Annotated in this window: 18 protein-coding genes; 13 read left to right on the forward strand and 5 right to left on the reverse strand. The window is 70.2% G+C overall.

Annotated features, from left to right (window positions below):
* Window positions 1-10 precede the first annotated feature (10 nt).
* The 3 genes from ACIGXX_RS37570 to ACIGXX_RS37580 are packed head-to-tail and all read left to right on the forward strand — an operon-like array spanning window position 11 to window position 4,902.
* Entirely contained in the window at window positions 11-832 is an 822-nt protein-coding gene (locus tag ACIGXX_RS37570) for a GNAT family N-acetyltransferase (protein WP_361468264.1), read from the forward strand.
* Between the two features lie 58 nt (window positions 833-890).
* Window positions 891-2,825 carry an IucA/IucC family protein gene (locus ACIGXX_RS37575; protein WP_399982692.1) on the forward strand — a complete coding sequence of 645 codons (1,935 nt, stop codon included), beginning with the start codon at window positions 891-893 and terminating at the stop codon, window positions 2,823-2,825.
* Between the two features lie 40 nt (window positions 2,826-2,865).
* On the forward strand, window positions 2,866-4,902 hold the full coding sequence (locus ACIGXX_RS37580; protein ID WP_351173554.1) for an ATP-dependent DNA helicase: 2,037 nt from the start codon (window positions 2,866-2,868) through the stop codon (window positions 4,900-4,902).
* 174 nt (window positions 4,903-5,076) lie between these two features.
* Here ACIGXX_RS37580 and lexA read toward each other — a convergent pair whose 3' ends face one another.
* On the reverse strand, window positions 5,077-5,859 hold the full coding sequence (gene lexA / locus ACIGXX_RS37585) for a transcriptional repressor LexA (RefSeq protein WP_399982696.1): 783 nt from the start codon (window positions 5,857-5,859) through the stop codon (window positions 5,077-5,079).
* Between the two features lie 495 nt (window positions 5,860-6,354).
* Here lexA and nrdR point away from each other — a divergent pair, with 495 nt between their 5' ends.
* Window positions 6,355-6,909, forward strand: a complete 555-nt coding sequence (nrdR, locus tag ACIGXX_RS37590) for a transcriptional regulator NrdR (protein WP_351173557.1) — start codon at window positions 6,355-6,357, stop codon at window positions 6,907-6,909.
* 135 nt (window positions 6,910-7,044) lie between these two features.
* Window positions 7,045-9,942, forward strand: coding sequence for a vitamin B12-dependent ribonucleotide reductase (locus ACIGXX_RS37595; RefSeq protein ID WP_351173560.1), 2,898 nt, complete (start codon window positions 7,045-7,047; stop codon window positions 9,940-9,942).
* A gap of 138 nt (window positions 9,943-10,080) precedes the next feature.
* Here the strand turns inward: ACIGXX_RS37595 and ACIGXX_RS37600 are convergent, their stop codons facing one another.
* The gene (locus tag ACIGXX_RS37600; protein ID WP_361468256.1) at window positions 10,081-10,608 is read right to left on the reverse strand and encodes a TerD family protein; all 528 of its coding nucleotides are present in this window, start codon (window positions 10,606-10,608) and stop codon (window positions 10,081-10,083) included.
* 182 nt (window positions 10,609-10,790) lie between these two features.
* Here ACIGXX_RS37600 and ACIGXX_RS37605 point away from each other — a divergent pair, with 182 nt between their 5' ends.
* The 5 genes from ACIGXX_RS37605 to ACIGXX_RS37625 all read left to right on the forward strand — a co-directional run bounded on the left by ACIGXX_RS37605 (window position 10,791) and on the right by ACIGXX_RS37625 (window position 16,013).
* A complete protein-coding gene (locus ACIGXX_RS37605; RefSeq protein WP_351173566.1) occupies window positions 10,791-11,624 on the forward strand; it encodes an arylamine N-acetyltransferase in 834 nt (277 codons plus the stop codon).
* Window positions 11,625-11,657: 33 nt separating this feature from the next.
* The gene (locus ACIGXX_RS37610; RefSeq protein WP_351173569.1) at window positions 11,658-12,263 is read left to right on the forward strand and encodes a YdbC family protein; all 606 of its coding nucleotides are present in this window, start codon (window positions 11,658-11,660) and stop codon (window positions 12,261-12,263) included.
* Between the two features lie 141 nt (window positions 12,264-12,404).
* Window positions 12,405-13,064, forward strand: coding sequence for a histidine phosphatase family protein (locus ACIGXX_RS37615; RefSeq protein WP_351173571.1), 660 nt, complete (start codon window positions 12,405-12,407; stop codon window positions 13,062-13,064).
* Window positions 13,065-13,076: 12 nt separating this feature from the next.
* Window positions 13,077-13,985 (forward strand): ADP-ribosylglycohydrolase family protein, encoded by a 909-nt coding sequence (locus ACIGXX_RS37620; protein ID WP_351173574.1) that lies wholly within the window; start codon window positions 13,077-13,079, stop codon window positions 13,983-13,985.
* Window positions 13,986-14,180: 195 nt separating this feature from the next.
* Window positions 14,181-16,013 (forward strand): DUF4153 domain-containing protein, encoded by a 1,833-nt coding sequence (locus ACIGXX_RS37625; RefSeq protein WP_399982774.1) that lies wholly within the window; start codon window positions 14,181-14,183, stop codon window positions 16,011-16,013.
* Between the two features lie 31 nt (window positions 16,014-16,044).
* On the opposite strand, the gene ACIGXX_RS37630 is transcribed toward ACIGXX_RS37625, so the two are convergent.
* A complete protein-coding gene (locus ACIGXX_RS37630; RefSeq protein WP_399982780.1) occupies window positions 16,045-16,281 on the reverse strand; it encodes a hypothetical protein in 237 nt (78 codons plus the stop codon).
* A gap of 228 nt (window positions 16,282-16,509) precedes the next feature.
* On the opposite strand from ACIGXX_RS37630, the gene ACIGXX_RS37635 reads away from it, so the two are divergent.
* From ACIGXX_RS37635 to ACIGXX_RS37645, 3 genes are all read left to right on the forward strand, one after another.
* Window positions 16,510-16,692 (forward strand): hypothetical protein, encoded by a 183-nt coding sequence (locus ACIGXX_RS37635; protein WP_399982706.1) that lies wholly within the window; start codon window positions 16,510-16,512, stop codon window positions 16,690-16,692.
* 134 nt (window positions 16,693-16,826) lie between these two features.
* Window positions 16,827-17,528 carry a ribonuclease HII gene (locus ACIGXX_RS37640; RefSeq protein WP_399982709.1) on the forward strand — a complete coding sequence of 234 codons (702 nt, stop codon included), beginning with the start codon at window positions 16,827-16,829 and terminating at the stop codon, window positions 17,526-17,528.
* Window positions 17,529-17,606: 78 nt separating this feature from the next.
* A complete protein-coding gene (locus ACIGXX_RS37645) occupies window positions 17,607-18,290 on the forward strand; it encodes a hypothetical protein (protein ID WP_351173688.1) in 684 nt (227 codons plus the stop codon).
* 225 nt (window positions 18,291-18,515) lie between these two features.
* Here ACIGXX_RS37645 and ACIGXX_RS37650 read toward each other — a convergent pair whose 3' ends face one another.
* Window positions 18,516-19,154 carry a hypothetical protein gene (locus tag ACIGXX_RS37650; protein ID WP_351173685.1) on the reverse strand — a complete coding sequence of 213 codons (639 nt, stop codon included), beginning with the start codon at window positions 19,152-19,154 and terminating at the stop codon, window positions 18,516-18,518.
* A 214-nt stretch (window positions 19,155-19,368) separates the two neighbouring features.
* On the reverse strand, window positions 19,369-21,558 hold the full coding sequence (locus tag ACIGXX_RS37655) for a RecQ family ATP-dependent DNA helicase (protein WP_399982713.1): 2,190 nt from the start codon (window positions 21,556-21,558) through the stop codon (window positions 19,369-19,371).
* Window positions 21,559-21,628: the final 70 nt, after the last annotated feature.

The raw sequence follows: 21,628 nt of genomic DNA on the forward strand, positions 1-21,628 counted from the left end.
GAGCGACGCCGTGCCTCCGCCTCCCCCCGATGCGAGCACCGACGCCGGAACCGAGACCACCCCCGAGTCCGCCACCGAGTCCTCCACCGTCGGCAGGGCCGATCGGGCCGACCAGACCGAACGGGCAGACCGGGCCGACGTCCAGGACACCCTGGACCTACGTCTCCCGGACGAGCTCATCGCCCTGTTCGGCGCGAGCGGCGCGGCGCGCACGGCAGCCTCTGCCCAGACACCGGCACCGACGGCCGCCTCGTCGGCCGAGGATCTGCTGGACCATGTCGCCGACTGGGGCCCCGCGACCACCTCTGCCGGTGTCTTTCAACTCGTCCCTGTGCGCATCGAACGCGATCTCCCTCTCATCAGCCGGTGGATGAACGACCCCGCCGTAGCGGCGTTCTGGGAACTGGCCGGTCCCGATGCCGTCACAGAGGCGCATCTGCGCGACCAGTTCGACGGCGACGGCCGCAGCGTCCCCTGCCTCGGTGTTCTGGACGGCACGCCGATGAGCTACTGGGAGGTCTACCGCGCGGACCTCGACGCCCTGGCCCGCCATTACCCGGCCCGCCCGCACGACACCGGTCTTCACCTCCTCATCGGCGGTGTCGCCGACCGCGGCCGGGGGCTCGGCACCTCGCTGCTGAGAGCCGTCGCCGACCTTGTGCTCGACCGTCGCGCCGCATGCGCACGCGTCATCGCAGAACCCGACCTGCGCAACACCCCCTCCGTCTCCGCGTTTCTGAGCGCCGGCTTCCGCTTTGCCGCCGAGGTGGATCTCCCCGACAAGCGCGCGGCGCTCATGGTCCGTGACCGGGCCCTGCGCGCAGTGCTATGACCCCGTCACTCTTGGTACACCGCTCGACCTGATCCGGTTCCCTCCCTGAGGAGTCCCCGTGCCGAATCCGTCCGTTCCCCCGACGTCCCGAGAACCGTCCGCTCTCCATGACCCGCCCGAGCTGACCCCGGACAGATGGGCGAGGGCGGGGCGCCGCCTCCTCGCGAAAATGGTCGGCGAGTTCGCCTATGAAGAGATCATCGAGCCCGCCCCCACCGGACCGCCGGGCGACACGGACAGCTACAGCATCCGCCTCGATGCCGATGCCGATGCCGCTGGCGATAGCGCCGGCGATGACGGGGACAGAGGCAGAGACGGAGACGCAAACGGGTACGGGAACCACTCACAGGGCGAGCGACCGGCGGCCCCCCGTCTCCTCTTCCGCGCCCGCCGCGGCTCGTACGGCAGCTGGCACGTCGACCCCGCCAGCCTGGCCCTGGCCGAGGGTGAGGGACCACCGCGCCCCTTCGACGACCCTCTCCGCTTCCTCACCCGCGCCCGCCGCACCCTGGGCATCGACGGCGCCACGCTGGGCCACCTCATCCGCGAGCTGACCGTCACGCTCTCCGCCGACGCCCGGCTCGACCGGACCGCCCTCACCGCGGCACAGCTGGCCGACCTCGGCTACGCGGAACTCGAAGGGCATCAGACCGGCCACCCATGGCTCGTCCTCAACAAGGGCCGCATCGGGTTCTCCGCCAGTGACACCGCCCGCTGGGCCCCCGAGGCCCGCCTCAGCGCGCGGCTTCCCTGGATCGCGGTCCACACCGACCTCGCCGCATACCGAGGCGTCTCCGGTCTGGACACCGCGGAGCGGCTCTACGCACGCGAACTCACCCCCGCCACCAGGGAGTCCTTCGCGGGCATACTCAGGGCACGCGGCCTCGACCCGCACGCCTACCTCTACCTGCCGGTGCACCCGTGGCAATGGGACGACGTCGTCCTGCCCCTCTTCGCCCCTTCCGTCGCCGCCGGAACGATCGTGCCGCTCACCACCGACAGCGATCTGCGACTGCCCCAGCAGTCCATTCGTACGTTCCTGAATGTGTCCCGCCCCGACCGGCACACCGTGAAGCTGCCGCTCTCGGTCCTCAACACCCTGGTGTGGCGCGGGCTGCCGACCGAGCGCACCCTGGCCGCCCCCGCCGTCACCGCCTGGATGCACGCCCTGCGCGACGCCGACCCCTTCCTGCGCGACGAATGCCGGGTGATCCTGCTCGGCGAGGTCGCGTCGGTGACCGTCGCGCACCCGCTGTACGACGGCCTTCCCGAGGTCCCGTACCAGTACAAGGAACTGCTCGGTGCCATCTGGCGCGAACCGATCAGCCGGTATCTCGCTCCCGATGAGCGCGCCCGCACGCTCGCCTCCTTGTTGCACACCGACCCGCACGGCAGGGCCTTCGTCGCCGAGCTGGTCGAGCGCTCGCGCCTCACCCCCGAGGTCTGGCTGCGCCATCTCTTCGCCGCGCTGCTGCCGCCGCTCCTTCAGTTCCTTTACCGGTACGGCACCGTGTTCTCCCCTCACGGGGAGAACGCCATCGTCGTCTTCGACGACAAGGACGTACCCGTCCGGCTCGCGGTGAAGGATTTCGTCGACGACGTCAACGTCAGCGCCGAGGCGCTTCCGGAGCACACGTCGATGCCGGACGACGTAAGGGACGTACTGCTCACCGAACGCCCCGACTTCCTCACGCAGTTCATCCATTCCGGGCTCTTCGTGGGCGTCTTCCGCTATCTCGCCCCGCTCTGCCACGAGCAGTTGGGCGTCCCGGAGAGCGACTTCTGGTCGCTCGTCCGCGCGGAGATCCTCCGCCATCAGGCGCGTGCCCCGCGGCTCAAGGAGCGGTACGAGATGTTCGACCTGCTCGCCCCGCGCATCGAGCGGCTGTGCCTCAACCGCAACCGGCTCCACCTGGACGGCTACCGGGACCGCCCCGAACGCCCGCACGCCGCCGTGCACGGGAGCGTGCCGAACCCCCTCCATCAGCCTTGATCGAAGGATTGTCAGTGGAGACCCGTAGGGTGGTCGCGCTATGACAAAGCCCTCCCTTCCCGAGCTCCTGCACGCCGCCGTCACCGCTGTCGGCGGCACAGAGCGCCCTGGCCAGGTGACGATGGCCGAGACCGTCGCCGAGGCGATCGACGACGGCTCCCACCTGCTGATCCAGGCCGGCACCGGCACGGGCAAGTCCCTCGGCTATCTGGTGCCCGCCCTCGCGCACGGCGAGCGCGTGGTGGTCGCGACCGCCACGCTGGCGCTGCAGCGCCAGCTCGTGGAGCGCGACCTGCCGCGGACGGTGGACGCCCTGCATCCGCTGCTGCGCCGCCGCCCCCAGTTCGCCATGCTCAAGGGCCGTTCGAACTACCTGTGCCTGCACCGCCTCCACGAGGGAGTGCCGCAGGAAGAGGAGGAGGGCCCCGGCCTCTTCGACCAGTTCGAGGCCGCCGCCCCCACCAGCAAGCTCGGCCAGGACCTGCTGCGGATGCGCGACTGGGCGGACGAGACCGAGACCGGTGACCGGGACAACCTCACTCCCGGGGTCTCCGACCGTGCCTGGTCCCAGGTGTCCGTCTCCTCCAGGGAATGCCTGGGAGCGACGAAGTGCGCGTACGGAGCGGAGTGCTTCGCCGAGGCCGCGCGCGAGCGGGCCAAGCTCTCCGAGGTCGTCGTCACCAATCACGCGCTCCTTGCGATCGATGCCATCGAGGGTGCCCCGGTCCTTCCCCAGCACGAAGTGCTGATCGTGGACGAGGCTCATGAGCTGGTCTCCCGCGTCACCGGCGTCGCCACCGGCGAGCTCACTCCGGGCCAGGTCAACCGCGCGGTGCGCCGAGCGTCCAAGCTCGTCAACGAGAAGGTCGCCGACCAGCTCCAGACCGCGTCCGAGGGCTTCGAGCGCGTGATGGAGCTGGCTCTCCCCGGCCGTCTCGAGGAGGTCCCGGAGGACCTCGGGTACGCACTGATGGCCCTGCGCGACGCTGCCCGCACGGTGATCTCGGCGCTCGGCTCCACCCGCGACAAGTCGGTCCAGGACGAGGACGCCGTACGTAAGCAGGCCCTCGCCTCCGTCGAGTCGATCCACGACGTGGCGGAGCGCATCGCGAACGGCTCCGAGTGGGACGTCGTCTGGTACGAGCGCCATGACCGCTTCGGAGCCTCGCTGCGCGTGGCGCCTATGTCCGTCTCGGGCCTGCTCCGGGAGAAGCTCTTCAGCGACCGCTCGGTGGTTCTGACGTCCGCCACCCTCAAGCTCGGCGGCGACTTCAACGGAGTGGGAGCCTCCCTGGGGCTCGCCCCCGAGGGCACCGAGTCCGAGGACGCCCCGGTGTGGAAGGGCCTCGACGTCGGCTCACCCTTCGACTACCGCAAGCAGGGGATCCTGTACGTCGCCAAGCACCTGGCCCGGCCGGGCCGCGAGGGCACGCGCAGCGACATGATCGACGAACTGGCCGAGCTGATCGAGGCGGCAGGCGGGCGCACGCTCGGTCTGTTCTCGTCCATGCGCGCCGCTCAGAACGCCGCCGAGGAGCTCCGCGAGCGGCTCGACGTGCCGATCCTGCTCCAGGGCGAGGAGACGCTGGGCGAGCTGATCAAGAACTTCGCGGCGGACCCGCAGACCTGCCTGTTCGGGACGCTTTCCTTGTGGCAGGGCGTCGATGTGCCGGGTGCCAGCTGTCAGCTGGTGGTCATGGACAAGATCCCTTTCCCTCGCCCGGACGACCCGCTGATGAGCGCCCGCCAGAAGGCGGTGGAGGACGCCGGTGGCAACGGCTTCATGGCCATCGCCGCGACCCACGCGGCGCTCCTGATGGCGCAGGGTGCGGGACGGCTCGTGCGGGCCTCCGCGGACCGCGGAGTGGTCGCCGTCCTGGACCCGCGGCTCGCGACCGCCCGCTACGGCAGCTATCTGAAGGCCTCGCTGCCGGACTTCTGGTACACGACGGACCGCAATCAGGCGCGGCGCTCGCTGGCCGCGATCGACGCGGCGGCGAAGGCGACGGTCACGATCAAGGACGCCGACGAGGACACCGCCACGGACACAGGCGAGGACGAGGCCGGCGAGGAGTAGGCGCGGACCGGCCCGGAAGCAGCAGGGCCGGTACGCGGTAGGCCTTCGGACGCAGCAGTCCGGAAGCAGTGCCGCCGGACACAGCAGCCCTTCCCGAGACACAGAAGCCCCCGGGACACAGCAGGGCCCCGGAACCGGCGCAGTTGGTTCCGGGGCCCGGTCAGGGGCGGAGGCTCACACCCGCCGCAGCACCGCCACGACCTTGCCGAGGATCGTCGCCTCGTCACCGGGGATGGGCTGGTACGCGGAGTTGTGAGGCAGCAACCACACGTGTCCGTCCTCGCGCTTGAACCGCTTGACCGTCGCCTCGCCGTCCAGCATGGCGGCCACGATGTCGCCGTTCTCGGCGACGGGCTGGCGGCGGACCGTCACCCAGTCGCCGTCACAGATAGCGGCCTCGATCATCGAGTCGCCGACGACCTTGAGGACGAACAGCTCACCGTCACCGACCAGCTGCCGGGGGAGCGGGAAGACGTCCTCCACCGACTCCTCGGCGAGGATCGGGCCACCGGCGGCGATGCGGCCGACCAGCGGCACGTACGAAGCGGCGGGCTTGCCTGCCGTGTCCGTGGGCTGGCTGCTCGGCTGGTCCGAGCCACGCACCTCGTACGCACGCGGGCGGTGCGGGTCACGGCGCAGGAAGCCCTTGCGCTCCAGGGCCATCAGCTGATGGGCCACCGATGAGGTGCTGGAGAGGCCTACCGCCTGGCCGATCTCCCGCATGGACGGCGGGTAGCCCCGCCGCTGCACCGAGTCCCTGATGACCTCGATGACCCGGCGCTGCCGGTCCGTGAGCCCCGAGCTGTCGGCGCGGATTCCAGGAGGTCGGCCCGGTAGGGAGCGTGGGGGCTTGGGGCCCTCCTGGTTCGTGCTTGCGTCATTCATGGCATGCACCGGCTCGAGTCGGCTCTGGCGGTCCTGGGCAGTGATGGTGGCGCTGTCTGCGGTGGTGGTCACGTCTGTCGGCCCCTCTCGAGATGTTCTCCCTAGTTAGCCAACGGTAGTTGCTTTCGAAAGGTTGCGCCAAACACACGTTCGAGTGAAAAATCGCAGAAGGCCTGCCGTGATCATGCGTCTGGGTGTATGGCTAACGTTCGAGCCGAATGGCATTTCGGTTCATTACGGTACGCTTCACCGCCGGGGTCGTGACCCCCTCAGTGGGGCTCCCATACTGCCACTGGTTGCGCGGTCAACCTGGCACCGCCCCCCTTCCCGTGCGGCGCGCGAGGCGGGCTCGTATCGTTCGCGGAGGGCCGCGAGTACGCGACACGCGATGGCGTCGGATTTACGGCCAAACCCCAGATCTAGTGGTTGGATTGCAACCACAGCCCAGAAGTTGTGGTCCCCGGTCTTTTCAGGCCTCGGGCATCGCCTATGCTGGGGGCTGCTTCGAGGGCCTCATGGGCCTGTTGAGGCCTACGAGTCGTGTCATGAAGGAGGGTTGGGAGTTCCATGCACTGCCCCTTCTGCAGGCACCCCGACAGTCGCGTGGTCGACAGTCGCACCACCGATGACGGCACGTCGATCCGCAGGCGCCGTCAGTGCCCCGACTGCTCCCGTCGTTTCACGACGGTGGAGACGTGTTCGCTGATGGTGGTCAAGCGCAGCGGCGTGACCGAGCCTTTCAGTCGTACGAAGGTGATCAACGGCGTACGCAAGGCGTGCCAGGGGCGTCCGGTGACCGAGGACGCCCTCGCCCAGCTCGGCCAGCGGGTCGAGGAGGCGGTGCGGGCCACCGGAAGCGCCGAGCTGACCACGCACGACGTGGGTCTGGCCATACTCGGTCCGCTGCAGGAGCTGGACCTCGTGGCCTACCTGCGCTTCGCGTCCGTGTATCGGGCGTTCGACTCGCTCGAGGACTTCGAGGCTGCCATCGGGGAGCTGAGGGACCAGCGGGAAAAGCGGCTCGACGACGAGCCGCAGGGCGCCGGCGGCGAGCGCGGCGCGAAAGACTGCGGGCCCGGAGGGACTGTCGAAGTCCCGGTGCCCGCCACTGCCGCCGACTGACCGGCTGAACGGCCGACGGCGGCACACACAGACCTGTTGCGGTGACCTTCGCGGGTTTTCGCGGCACCAGACAACACCGTGTCACGGGAAGAACGTGGCACTTCAGGGCGTTTTAGCCTGATACAGGGAGGCGGCATGACCGAGACGACGAGCGGCCCGGCACGAGGTTCCCGCGCCAAGGGATCCAAGGCCAGCAAGGGTCTGCGTATCGAGCGCATCCATACGACGCCCGGCGTGCATCCGTACGACGAGGTGGTCTGGGAGCGCCGAGACGTCGTCATGACCAACTGGCGCGACGGCTCGGTCAACTTCGAGCAGCGTGGCGTCGAGTTCCCCGACTTCTGGTCGGTGAACGCGGTCAACATCGTCACCAGCAAGTACTTCCGCGGGGCCGTTGGCACCCCGCAGCGCGAGACCGGCCTCAAGCAGCTGATCGACCGCATCGTGAAGACCTACCGGAAGGCCGGCGAGGACTACAGCTACTTCGCCTCGCCCGCCGACGCCGAGATCTTCGAGCACGAGCTGGCGTATGCCCTCCTGCACCAGATCTTCAGCTTCAACTCGCCGGTCTGGTTCAACGTCGGCACGCCCCAGCCGCAGCAGGTCTCCGCCTGCTTCATCCTGGCCGTGGACGACTCCATGGACTCGATCCTGGACTGGTACAAGGAAGAGGGGATGATCTTCAAGGGCGGCTCCGGCGCCGGCCTGAACCTCTCCCGCATCCGTTCCTCCAAGGAACTGCTCTCCTCCGGAGGCAACGCCTCGGGACCGGTCTCCTTCATGCGCGGTGCCGACGCGTCCGCGGGAACCATCAAGTCGGGTGGCGCCACGCGCCGCGCGGCCAAGATGGTCATCCTCGACGTCGACCACCCCGACATCGAGGGCTTCATCGAGACCAAGGTGAAGGAAGAGGAGAAGATCCGCGCCCTGCGTGACGCGGGCTTCGACATGGACCTGGGCGGCGACGACATCACGTCCGTCCAGTACCAGAACGCCAACAACTCGGTCCGTGTGAACGACACGTTCATGAAGGCGGTCGAGGAGGGCGGCAAGTTCGGTCTGACGTCCCGCATGACGGGCGACGTCATCGAGGAGGTCGACGCCAAGTCGCTCTTCCGCAAGATGGCCGAGGCCGCCTGGGCCTGTGCCGACCCCGGCATCCAGTACGACGACACCATCAACGCCTGGCACACCTGCCCGGAGTCCGGCCGCATCAACGGCTCGAACCCGTGCAGCGAGTACATGCACCTGGACAACACGTCCTGCAACCTCGCCTCGCTGAACCTGATGAAGTTCCTCAAGGACGACGGCCTGGGCACGCAGTCCTTCGACGCCGAGCGCTTCTCCAAGGTCGTCGAGCTGGTCATCACCGCGATGGACATCTCGATCTGCTTCGCGGACTTCCCGACGCAGAAGATCGGCGAGAACACCCGCGCCTTCCGCCAGCTGGGCATCGGCTACGCCAACCTCGGCGCCCTGCTGATGGCCACCGGTCACGCGTACGACTCCGACGGCGGCCGCTCCCTGGCCGGCGCCATCACCTCCCTGATGACGGGTCGGTCGTACAAGCGTTCCGCCGAGCTCGCCGCGGTCGTCGGCCCGTACGACGGCTACGCCAAGAACGCGACCCCGCACAAGCGCGTCATGAAGCAGCACTCCGACGCCAACGCCACGGCGCCCCGCGTCGACGACCTGGACACGCCGATCTGGGCCGCCGCCACGGAGGCCTGGCAGGACGTGCTGCGCCTCGGCGAGAAGAACGGTTTCCGTAACTCCCAGGCGTCCGTCATCGCCCCGACCGGCACCATCGGTCTCGCGATGTCCTGCGACACCACGGGCCTGGAGCCCGACCTCGCCCTGGTCAAGTTCAAGAAGCTCGTCGGCGGCGGCTCGATGCAGATCGTCAACGGCACCGTGCCGCAGGCCCTGCGTCGCCTGGGTTACCAGGAGGAGCAGATCGAGGCGATCGTCGCCCACATCGCCGACCATGGCAATGTGATCGACGCCCCCGGTCTGAAGCCCGAGCACTACGAGGTCTTCGACTGCGCGATGGGCGAGCGTTCCATCTCCGCGATGGGGCACGTCCGGATGATGGCGGCCATCCAGCCGTGGATCTCCGGCGCGCTCTCCAAGACGGTGAACCTCCCCGAGACGGCCACCGTCGAGGACGTCGAAGAGGTCTACTACGAGGCGTGGAAGATGGGCGTCAAGGCGCTCGCCATCTACCGCGACAACTGCAAGGTCGGCCAGCCCCTCTCCGCCAAGAAGAAGGGCGACGGGAACGCCGAGGTCACCGAGAAGGCCGAGGACACGATCCGTGCCGCGGTCGAGAAGGTGGTCGAGTACCGCCCCGTCCGCAAGCGCCTTCCCAAGGGCCGCCCGGGGATCACCACCTCCTTCACCGTGGGTGGCGCCGAGGGCTACATGACCGCCAACTCCTACCCGGACGACGGTCTCGGCGAGGTCTTCCTGAAGATGTCCAAGCAGGGCTCGACCCTCGCGGGCATGATGGACGCCTTCTCGATCGCCGTCTCCGTAGGCCTGCAGTACGGCGTTCCGCTGGAGACGTACGTCTCGAAGTTCACGAACATGCGCTTCGAGCCGGCCGGCATGACGGACGACCCGGACGTGCGGATGGCGCAGTCGATCGTCGACTACATCTTCCGCCGCCTGGCGCTGGACTTCCTGCCCTTCGAGACCCGCTCCGCGCTCGGCATCCACTCCGCCGAGGAGCGTCAGCGGCACCTGGAGACCGGTTCGTACGAGCCGTCCCTGGACGAGTCCGAGGTCGACGTCGAGGGCCTGGCCCAGTCCGCCCCGCGGCAGCCCGAGGTCCTGAAGTCGGTCGCCGTGCCGAAGGTCGAGGCCGAGAAGCCCGCTCCGCAGCAGGCGCACACCAGCGCCGAGCTCGTGGAGATGCAGCTGGGCATCCAGGCCGACGCGCCGCTGTGCTTCTCCTGCGGGACGAAGATGCAGCGGGCCGGCTCCTGCTACATCTGCGAGGGCTGCGGCTCGACCAGCGGTTGCAGCTGATTCCCGCACTGAGCGGGAGCTCCGGGCACTAGCCGGGAGCGAAGCCTGAACGCCAAGGGCGGTGGTGCCGAGAAATCGGCACCACCGCCCTTGGCGTTTCCCGCCGCGCCACGTCCTCGTTCCCGGGCGCGTCCGTCCTCAGAACTCGGTGCCCATCACCGCCGCGAACGACGTCGGATCGGCTTCGAACCCGCGGATGATCTCGCGGAAGGACCAAGCCCCCGATGCGTCCCGGGTGAACTCGGCGATCGTGGCGGCCGTGTGCCCGGAGACCGTGGAGAGGTCGCTCTGCGCGAGGTCGGTGTAGCCCTCGCGGATGCGCACCGCAGTGTTCGGGATGTCGCCGAACACCTTGGGCTCCTCGTGGGGCTGTATGGCCACCCCGACCACCACGCGCGCGTACGAGGCCGCGAGACGGTCGAGCTCCAGGGTCATGACCTCGTCGAAGCCGAAGCCCTGACCCGTCTTGCTGTCCCTGTTGAGGGTGATCGTCCCGTCGGGGGCGCGGCTGTCGAAGTGCACCAGATACACCGGGCTGTCGTACGGAGCGTGTGCCAAGTACGTCGCGGCGATGATGTCGAGATCATGGGGAGGCGTGCCGGCAGGGCTCGGATCCCATTTGAGCCCCACCTCGACCTTCTTGATCCCCTTGCTGACACTGCTCACAGAGTTCCCCCTCCTCGTAGTCCCGGCTGACGCCTACGCACCAGTCATGTCCGCACGACGTGTCCTACAGACACGCTACGACGAATGAGTGACATCGCTGAAGTTTCCTGGTCAGTAAGGCTGTTGGGCCGCCGCGGGCAGGTCTGGTGGCGGGCGTACGCGGGCGCGTAGATCATGGGCCCATGGCATGGAACGGGGAAGAACTGGACATCGAGGCCTACTTGGCCAGGCTCGGCCACGAAGGAGAGGCGAAGCCCGACTTCGACACGCTCCGTGCGCTCCACCGGGCGCATGTGGCGGCGATCCCCTTCGAGAACCTGGAGACGATGCTCGGCCGGCCCGTACCGCTGGATCTGCCGGCGCTGCAGGACAAGCTCGTGCGGCGGCGCAGGGGCGGCTACTGCTACGAGCAGAACCTCCTGTTCGCGGCGGCTCTGGACCGGATCGGTTTCGCCGTCAAGGGGCTCGGCGCCCGGGTCAGGGCGGGTGCCTCGTCGCGTCGCGCGGTGACGCACATGCTCCTGAGGGTCGAGGCGGACGGTCGTCAGTGGCACTGCGACGTCGGTTTCGGCGCCGAAGGGCTGCTCGAACCGATCCCCATGGGGGACGAGGGCGACGTGGAGCAGGACGTACGACAAGGAGAGTGGCGGTTCGGGATCGTCCAGGAATCAAACGGTGCGCGGGTGTTGCGGACCGAGGAGGCGGGCGGCTGGTTCGATCTCTACGAATACACACTGGAAGAACGCCTTCCCGTCGACTACGTAGTGATGAACCACTACACATCGACCCACCCCATGTCCTCATTCATCCGCCGCCCGGTGATCCAGAGGGCGGCTCCGGAGGCGCGCCGCACCTTGATCGGCGCGCGCCTGACGGTGGCGCGACCGGACGGCACTTCGGACGAACGCGGAGTATCCACCCAGGAGTTGGGGGAAGTGCTCGACCGTGAGTTCGGTATTGAACTGAACGCCGACGACCGCGCCGAGCTGATCCGGATGCACTACGCCGGAGCGTGACCCGCGCCACGCTCCGCGCCGTACGATGGCGCGGTGCTGGTCAAGTGGATTCGCTGCACCGTGGTGGACCGACGGGGGTTCGAGCGGGGACAGCGAAAGTGGGCGGGGCTTCTGGGGGAGCCGGGGTTCCGGGGACAGGGTGGAGGGTGGAGTCGGGAGCGGCCGGGTGTGGCACACGTTTTCGCCTTCTGGGAGAGCCGGGCCTTCTACGACTCCTTCATGGCACGCTCCCACGACCGGCTCGCCGCCACGCAGTCAGGCACCTTCAAGGACATCCAGAGCAAGCTCTTCGACCACCGTTTCGACGTGAAGACGGGCTTCGAGCCGCGCTTCGCGGACGCCGACGTGGTCCGGGTGGCGCACTGCCGGGTCCACGAGGCGCGGGTCGAGCACTTCGCGCTGATGCAGGAGAAGGTCTGGAACCCGGCGATGGCGGGCTCTCCGGGAATGGTGCGCGGGCTCTTCGGGGAGGCGCCCGGACATGAGTTCCTCGTCCTGTCGATGTGGCTGTCGGCCGCCGAGCACGGCAAGTACCGAAGAGAACGCGTGGAGCGCCTCTCGCTGCGCGCCCAGACGGAGGCCGATGTCGCGGCGCTGGCCGGTGACATCGTGGAACTGGAGCCGTCGTGGACGGTGTGAGGCCGCGCGGGGGTGACCTGCTGCGGCGTCGGCGCGGGTGACAGTGCGGCTGGGGGAGCGGGTGGCGGCCGTATACGCCGGATGGAGCCCGGACGGCGGACCGGTTGAGCCCTCTGGGAAGGGCCGATCTAGTGTTTCCGTATGGCACGTCCGCGGCGCATCTTCCTTGTCCGGCACGGCGAGTCGGACGGAAACGCCGACGACACCGTGTACGAGCGCGAACCCGACCACGCGCTGGCGCTCACCGAGAAGGGGTGGCGGCAGGCGGACGAGACGGGCGCGCGGCTGCGGGACGCCGTCGGCTCGGAACGGGTGAGCGTGTACGTCTCGCCCTATCGCCGTACGCATGAGACCTTCCGCGCCCTGCGGCTCGACCCCGACCTCGTACGGGTGCGCGAGGAGCCGCGGCTGCGGGAGCAGGACTGGGGAAACTGGCAGGACAGGGACGACGTCAAGCTGCAGAAGGCCTACCGCGACGCGTACGGACACTTCTTCTACCGCTTCGCCCAGGGTGAATCGGGAGCCGACGTGTACGACAGGGTGGGGGCGTTCCTGGAGAGCCTGTACCGGAGCTTCGAGGCTCCGGACCATCCGCCGAACGTCCTTCTCGTCACCCACGGCCTGACCATGCGGCTGTTCTGCATGCGCTGGTTCCACTGGTCGGTGGCGGACTTCGAGTCCCTTTCCAACCCCGGGAACGGCGAGATGCGGACGCTGGTGCTCGGCGACGACGGCAAGTACACCCTGGACCGGCCCTTCGAACGCTGGCGCGAACCCGAACCGTACGGCGTCACCGGATAGAGTGGCAGGGCGATGACCGCTGACTCCTCTCCCGACCGGCGCCTGGCCCGCGCTCTGGCCAGCCTGCGTGGACTGGCGGTGGGGGACGCACTGGGCTCTCAGTTCTTCGTGCCCGCCAACTACCCGCTGCTGAAGCGCCGGGAAGCGCCCCCAGGCCCCTGGCAGTGGACCGACGACACCGAGATGGCCTGCTCCGTGGTCGCGGTCCTGGTCCGGCACGACCGGATCGACCAGGACGCGCTCGCCCTCTCCTTCGCCCAGCACCATGACTTCGACCGCGGCTACGGCCCTGCCGTGAACCGGCTGCTCAGGCAGGTCCGGGAGGGCGGGGACTGGCGGGAGCTGGCCTCCGCGCTCTTCAAGGGGCAGGGCTCCTGGGGCAACGGCGCGGCCATGCGGATCGCGCCGCTCGGCGCCTGGTACGCGGACGATCCGGAGCAGGCGACGCACCAGGCGGAGATCTCCGCCTACCCCACGCATCAGCACCGTGAGGCGGTCGTGGGAGCCATGGCGGTGGCCGCCGCCGCGGCGCTCGCCGCCGATCCCGCGGGGCCGCCCGCGCCAAAGGCGCTGCTGGACGGCGTCATCGACCTCGTGCCCCGCAGCGCCGTGGGAGCGGGGCTGCGCAGGGCCCGCGACATGCTCGACTACGGGGATGCGGCGACGGTCGCCGCGGTCCTCGGCTGTGGCCGTCGTACGACCGCCCATGACACGGTGCCGTTCGCACTGTGGTCGGCCGCTCGCGGCCTTGGCTCCTATGAGCAGGCCATCTGGTCCACCGCACAGGTGGGCGGCGACATGGACACGACCTGCGCCATCGTGGGCGGAGTGATCGGCTCCGGTGAGGGCGGGACGCCCTCCGGCGAGTGGCTGGAACGGACCGAGGCGTTGCCCGACTGGGTGCCGGTCGCGGGGGGCTGACTTCGGGGTTGCGGGGGCTGGCTTCGGGGTTCCGAAGTCCTGGCGCCTCGGCGGTCCGGAGTTCAGGGGCTCGTGGTTCCGGCGCGTCTGTCACGGTCATGCCACAGCGCGGGCGATGCGGGGGCCGCCACCGGCCTCGCGGCTACTCTTACGGCCAGGCCGCGAGTTGATCATGACTTGCGCGTCCTCAACGAGATGCCGGTCGCCCGGCGGCCCCGCCACGCGTGCGTGCCGTCTGCTGCACGTGCGGACCGGCCGGGAGGGGGTCCCGTGTCCGATTCACCGTCCACGCCTGAGCCATCAGATGTGGCAGATCCACCAAATGATGTGGCGGAGCCACCCAGCAGCGGTGTCGCGGAGCCACCAGGAGATGTGCGGAGAGATCCGCTCAGGGAGCCACGAGCAGACAGCCACGCCGAGGCGCCTGAGGCCGCTGAGGAGCCCGAAGAGCCCGAAGAGCCCGAGGAGCCCGAGGACGCCGTGCCCGCCCCGCGCGCCGCGGAGGGGAGCCCAGAGCCTCGTAGCGACTGGGCGTACCCGGCGGGCGGCTACAAGCACGAGCCGTTCCTGGCCGATCTGCGCTCCGACCCGCCCGCCCCGGTCCGCACCGGCACGCTCGGCGCGGTGTTCGCGACCGGCCTGCTGAGCATGCTGCTGCTCGGTGACGGGCTCGCGCTCAATCTGCTGATCGTGGCGGTGCCTGCCGCGCTCGCCGCGTACTTCGCCGCCGAACAGGCCGGTCGCAGTCCGCTCCCCTGGACACTGGTCTGGGCGGTCGGTGGCCTCGCGCTGCTGGCCGTGCCCGCGCTGCGGGACGCGGGCTGGCCCTCGTTCCTCGCCGTCGTCTCCGCCGTCGCGCTCGGCTCGCTCGCCCTGCACGGCTGCCGCACCTGGCCCGGCATCCTGCTCGCCCCGCTCGGCCCCTTCGACGCGGTGCTCTCCGGCGTGGGCTGGGCCTGGCGCGGGATGCGGGGCCGCGCGAGCGGGTCCCGGAGCGGGCCCGTGCTGCGGGCGGGCGGGGTGACCGCCGTGCTGCTGCTGGTCTTCGGCGCGCTGTTCGCCGGGGCCGACGCCGCCTTCGCGGGGCTGCTCGGCGATCTGATGCCCGATGCCTCCGTCTCCGACGGGCCCTGGCGTGTGCTGCTCTTCGCGGCCGGTGTCGTCGGAGCGCTCGCCGCGGCGCACACCGCTGCCGCGCCCGTGCGCTGGGACCGGCTCGTCGTGGGTCCCGGCCGGGAGCGGGGCCGCGTCGAGTGGGCGCTGCCGCTGATCGTCCTGAACCTGCTGTTCGCGGCGTTCAACGTGGTGCAGCTCGCCGTGCTCTTCGGTGGCTACGACGCGGTCCTCGAGAAGACGGACCTCTCGTACGCCGCGTATGCGCGCCAGGGCTTCTGGCAGCTGCTGCTCGCCACGCTGCTCACCCTGGTCGTCATCGTCCTCGCCCTGCGCTGGGCGCCGCGTGACGGGTCGCGCGACCGCGGTCTGGTGCGCGCCGTGCTCGGCACGCTGTGCGCCCTCACGCTCGTCGTCGTGGCGTCGGCGGTGCGGCGCATGGACATGTACGTCGACGCCTACGGCCTGACCCGGCTGAGGGTGTCGGTCGTGGCCGTGGAGCTCTGGCTCGGCCTGGTCGTCGTGCTGATCATGGCGGCCGGGGTGTGGGGCGCCCGGTGGCTGCCGCGCGCCGTCGCCGCGAGTGCCGCGGCCGGAGTGCTCGCCTTCGGGCTCCTCTCGCCCGACGGACTCATCGCCGAGCGCAACGTCCAGCGCTACGAGGACACCGGGAAGTTCGACCTGGAGTACGCGCGCGGGCTGTCCGCCGATGCCGCACCGGCCGTCGACGGGCTGAAGGAGCCCCTGCGCTCCTGCGTCCTTGAGGGCATCGCGAACGGCCTCGGAGCCGAGCGCGGGCCCTGGTACGCCACCAGCCTGGGGGAGGCGCGGGCCCGGGAGATCATCGAGAAGCGTCCGCTGATGGCGTCCGTGGCGGGCTGCGAGGATGCCGGCGAGGAGACCTCGTACCGCTGAGGGGCGCGTCGGCCGACGTCCGCCGGGCCGTTCACGGCGGCGAGGGGGCCCGCCCTCGCCGCCGTGAACGGCCCGGCATGTTCGTACGTCCCTGCCGATGGCCCCGTGAGCCGCACGCTGGACCCACCGCGCTCACCGTGTCGAGCACCGTGATCAGGATGGACAGGTCGAGCGAACCGCCCGCCTGACGCGTCGCGTTGAGCAGCCCGGATGCCGCGCCCGCCTCGTACCGGGCCACTCCGGAGACGGCCGTCAATGTAGGGGGCACGAAGCCAGGGAGCTGGGACGTCGCAAATCGCGCCACCTACGCGCTGCGGGGCCCGCACCGTCAGCAACTACCGGGGTTCCTGGGCGAATCCGCCCAGGAACGAGGCGCGGGCAAAGAACAGGACGCCGGCCATGAAGCCCCGGCGGCGGCCGAGGATGATGTCACCGGTGCGTGCGGTCACAGAGAAGCGGCAGGCCGTTCTCGCGGCCCGGATTCGCTCTCCGTGCCGTGCTTCACGAGTGCGACACGGTGGCGGCCGAGCGGTTCCACGGAGTGATCTCCGACGCAGGTATCGGGCCGAGCGTGGAGCTGATCAAGGAGGTCGTACGCCGCGGAGTCGAGCGCGGAGAGGCGCGCGCCGAGGCCATGCACCCCTGCGTGCGCGACGTCATTCCGGCGATGACGATATAGCGCTCCGAGGTGTGCGGGAGCGAATGGAGAGGCGAGGATGTCGCCGAACTGATCGATCAGTTCATGGTTCCGCTGCTCCGTCGGTAGGCCTGGGTGTCGCGGGTGGCATCCGGCGGCGTACGCTGTCTGGCGCCATGCCGTACGAACCACCCACCCACACCGTCGAGCGCTCCCTTCGCGCTACCACCGGAGCGAAGATCGTTGCCGGGGTCGACGAAGTCGGGCGCGGAGCGTGGGCGGGACCGGTCACCGTCTGTGCGGCGATCACGGGACTGCGCAGGCCGCCCGAAGGGCTCACCGACTCCAAGCTGATCACTCCCAAGCGGCGCACGACGCTCGCCGGGGAGCTGGAGAACTGGGTCACGGCCTACGCGCTGGGGCATTCCTCGCCCGAGGAGATCGACGGCATGGGGATGACCGCCGCGCTGCGGCTCGCCGCGGTGCGCGCCCTGGAGGCCCTGCCGGTGCGTCCGGAAGCCGTGATCCTCGACGGGAAGCACGACTATCTCGGGACTCCTTGGCAGGTTCGTACGGTGATCAAGGGCGACCAATCCTGTGTGGCCGTCGCTGCGGCTTCGGTGATCGCCAAGGTTCGGCGCGACAAAATGATGGCCGAACTGGGTATCGAACATGCAGACTTCGGTTTTGCGGCCAACGCCGGTTATCCGTCGCCGGTGCACAAGGCCGCGCTGGCGGAGCGGGGGCCCACCCCGTACCACCGGATGTCGTGGGCGTATCTTGATGCGTTGCCCCAGTGGCGGCACCTCAAGAAGGCCCGCAGCTGGGCGGAAGAAAGCGTTCCGCAGATCGAGGGCCAGCTCGGCTTCGATTTCTGACGCTTTCAGCAGTTCCAACTCGCACTCATGTGCCACCCGCTGATGCCCCGCGCATCGGCATTTGATAGACAACAACGCATGCCTCTCAGTCCCGAGGAGCCTCAGATTCACGAGAGTGCCCAGGGTCCCCGCGTGACCCCGGCCAGTGGCCGCATCACGCCGACCCCCCGCCCCGTACCCGGCCCGCGTCCCGCGGCTGCGCCGCGTCCAGGCCGACCGGGCCCCGCCCGGCCGACGCCGCCGGCGCAGCGCACGTCGCGTGAGCCGGCCGCCAAGCCCGGGCTGCCCGCCCCGGCTGCTTCCGGACCTTCCACCGCTCCCGTCGCTCCCGCTGGTTCGCCCGCGGGTTCCGCCGCGGACGCGGGTGCTTCGGTTCCGCAGATCCAGCTGATCCCGGCCTCCGTCGAGGGGGCGCTCGACGCCGCCGAGGAAGCCGTCGACCTGCTGCTCGACTCGGGCCGCGCTCCGGGTGAGGTCCTGGTGATCACCACCGGCGACCCGCACCCGTGGGCCACCCACGAGCTGTCGTTCGGCGAGGCCTCCTACTGGGCTCAGCACGACGCGGGTGACGACGTCTTCTACGCCGACGCCGCCGCCCTGGACCGTGCCGTGTCCCGCCCCGTGGTCGTCGTCGCCGTCAACGGCGGCAGCGAGGAGATCGCGGTCGGCGCCCTGCCGACGGCGCTCACCCGGGCCGGAGCCCTGCTGATCGTCTGCGGTGACCCGCAGCGGATCAACGCGATGCTGGGCGCGGGCGTCTGACGTTCGCTGTCCGGCACCTGACCTCTGGCTGCCGCTGTCCGACCTCCGTGGTCCGGCAGCCCTGCCGAGGCCGGGTGTCGGGTGGTCGGCGTCGGGTGTCCGGTGTCCGTGGCATGGCCGGTTGAGCCCGGAGCTGTGTGCGTCGCGTACCGCGCGACGCGCAAGCGGCGGGCGCGCACCGGACCATGCCTGTGGCCCGCCTTGCGGCGGGGTACGGCGGGCGCCTCAGCGTGCCGCCGCCCGGCGCAGTACGTCGGACGCGGCGCCGCCGGTGCGCGGTGGCGGTGGATCGGTTACGGCGAAGGCCTCGGGGCTCGAGCCGGAACTGGGCCGACGGCCGCCACGGCCCTCGCCCAGCACCTGCCAGCCGTCACGGGTCAGCGTGATGTAGGCACCGCACCGCAGCCCGTGCAGTGTGCAGGCGTCCCGCAGCCCCCACATCCACGCCCCGTCCTCCTGCGTCCAACGCGCGTCACCGTCACGGCAGTAGAGCAGGACGGCGGTGCGCACCGGGGTGCGGCGCCGCAGGTCGTGCGGGATGACCCGGCGCAGCTGCGCGAGCAGCGCGTTGCGGAAGACCCAGCCGTCCGCGGCACTCGGCCGCCGGGTGAACGAAGCGCTCGCCCGGAGCCGTTCCTCCGAATCGAGCACGGCGACGACCGCTGTCGCGGGCGTCGGACGATGCCGGGCATGCAGGCCGCTGACGACCTCACGCGGATTGCGCAGCAGGGGAATTCCCGCGGCTGACCACTCCGCGGGCTCGAGCATCCGGGCCAGTCGGTTGGCGGAATCGGCGGACATCTCAGCCGACGTCGAAGACTCCGACATCGATGCCGCAGCGGACGGAGCGAATCCGAAGGTCACGGTCCTCCCTTCGGCTACGCGCCCAGAGGGCGGGGTCGGACTGGGGGAGCGCACCGCGGCACAGAACTGCCGGGCCACGGGGAGCCGCGCGGGGAGCAGTGCCAATTCTTCCCGTCGCACCGCCTTGCGGCAACGAGCAATTGGAGCCGCCGACCGGTATCTGGTGATGCGCCGCCTATATCCCTGCCCACGGCGCCCCGCATCGACGCCTGCGTCAGCCTTGCACGGCCAGGACCAGCGGCAACACCCCCTTGGCTCCCGCCCGGCGGAGCATGCGCGCGGCCACCGCCAGGGTCCAGCCACTGTCTGTCTGATCGTCGACGAGCAGAACGGGACCGCCCGCCTCCTGGAGCGCCGCGGCGAGTTCCGCCGGCACCGTCAGGGTTCCGTCGAGGGCACGCAGTCGCTGGGCGCTGTTGGTCCTCGGCACGTGTGCCGCATCGGCTCCGGCGGCGTACTCGATGGAGCCGAGGAGCGGAAGGCGGCCGACCTCGGCGATCCGCGCCCCCAGCGACTGGATCAGCTGGGGCCTGGTGTGCGACGACATGGTCACGACGCCGGCCGGCCTCGGCTGGGCGTCGGCACTGCCCGAGGCCCACCCGCCGGGGCCCTTCGCCCAGTCGGTGAGGACGCCGACCACGGCCTTCGCCACGTCGTCGGGCACCGGTCCGTCGGGGGCCTGCGGGGCGAGCATCGGCCGGAGCCGGTTGCCCCACCCGATGTCCGAGAGTCGCCCTAGCGCGCGGCCCTGGGAGGCCTGTTCACTCACGGGGATACGTCCCTTGAGGTCGACGCCGACCGCGGCGAGCCCGGTCGGCCACATCCTCCGGGGTTCCACGTCGACCCCTGCGCGGATCAACTCGCCCTGTGCCGTGTCCAGTGCCCCGGAGGACACGGCGTCGGTGAAACGCGCGCCCGCGCAGTTGTCACAGCGCCCGCAGGGCGCCGCGGCCTCGTCGTCCAGCTGCCGCCGCAGGAACTCCATGCGACAGCCGGTCGTCGTGGCGTAATCACGCATCGCCTGCTGCTCCGTCTGCCGCTGCTTGGCGACCCAGGCATAGCGCTCGGCGTCGTACGCCCAGGGCATTCCCGTGGAGGTCCAGCCGCCCTTGACGCGCCGGACCGCACCGTCCACGTCGAGGACCTTGAGCATCGTCTCGAGCCGTGACCTGCGCAGTTCGACCAGCGGCTCCAGTGCGGGCAGCGACAGCGGCCTGCCCGCCTGCGCCAGCACGTCCAGCGTGCGCCGGACCTGCTCCTCGGGCGGGAAGGCGAGCGAGGCGAAGTAGTTCCAGATCGCCTCGTCCTCCTTGCCCGGAAGAAGCAGCACCTCGGCGTGATCGACACCGCGGCCCGCGCGGCCGACCTGCTGGTAGTACGCGATCGGGGAGGAGGGGGAGCCGAGATGCACCACGAAGCCGAGGTCGGGCTTGTCGAAGCCCATCCCCAGGGCGGAGGTGGCGACCAGGGCCTTCACGCGGTTGGCGAGCAGATCCTCCTCGGCCTGCTGGCGGTCCGCGTTCTCCGTCTTTCCGGTGTACGAGGTGACGGTGTGCCCGCACTGCCGCAGGAAAGCGGTGATCTCCTCGGCGGCGGCGACGGTGAGCGTATAGATGATCCCCGAGCCCGGCAGCTCGTGCAGGTGGTCGGCGAGCCAGGCCAACCGGTGCGCGGCGTTGGGGAGTTGGAGCACGTTCAGGCTCAGGCTCTCCCGGTCGAGGGCCCCGCGCAGCACGAGCGCGTCCGAGCTGCCGCCGGTGCCCAGCTGCTCGGCCACGTCGGCCGTCACGCGCGCGTTGGCCGTGGCGGTGGTGGCCAGGACGGGCACGCCCGGCGGCAGGTCGGCGAGCATGGTGCGCAGCCGGCGGTAGTCGGGCCGGAAGTCATGGCCCCAGTCGGAGATGCAGTGCGCCTCGTCGACCACGAGCAGGCCCGTGGCCGCGGCGAGCTTGGGCAGCACCTGGTCGCGGAAGTCCGGGTTGTTCAGCCGCTCCGGACTGACGAGGAGGACGTCCACGTCGCCGGAGGCCACCTCGGCCTGGATGGTCTCCCACTCCTCCGTGTTGGAGGAGTTGATCGTGCGGGCGCTGATGCCGGCTCGCGCCGCCGCCTCCACCTGGTTGCGCATGAGCGCGAGCAGCGGGGAGACGATCACGGTGGGTCCGCTGCCCCGCTCCCGCAGCAGCGCGGTCGCGACGAAGTACACGGCGGACTTTCCCCAGCCCGTGCGCTGCACGACGAGCGCCCGGCGCTTGTCGGCGACCAGCGCTTCGATCGCGCGCCACTGGTCCTCGCGCAGCCGTGGACCGTCCGACGGTGGCACGTCGCCGCTTGCGGGCGCGGGGCCGCCGACGAGGCGGGCGAGTACGGAATCGGCCGCCGTGCGCAGATCTTCGTTGCTCATGCCCCCATGCAACCTGATGGGTCTGACATTAGGCGAACGAGTCGGCCGTGCTGTGGATAACTCTTGGCGT

Source organism: Streptomyces sp. NPDC055243, from assembly GCF_044544025.1.
In the GTDB taxonomy this organism is placed as follows: Bacteria; Actinomycetota; Actinomycetes; order Streptomycetales; family Streptomycetaceae; genus Streptomyces.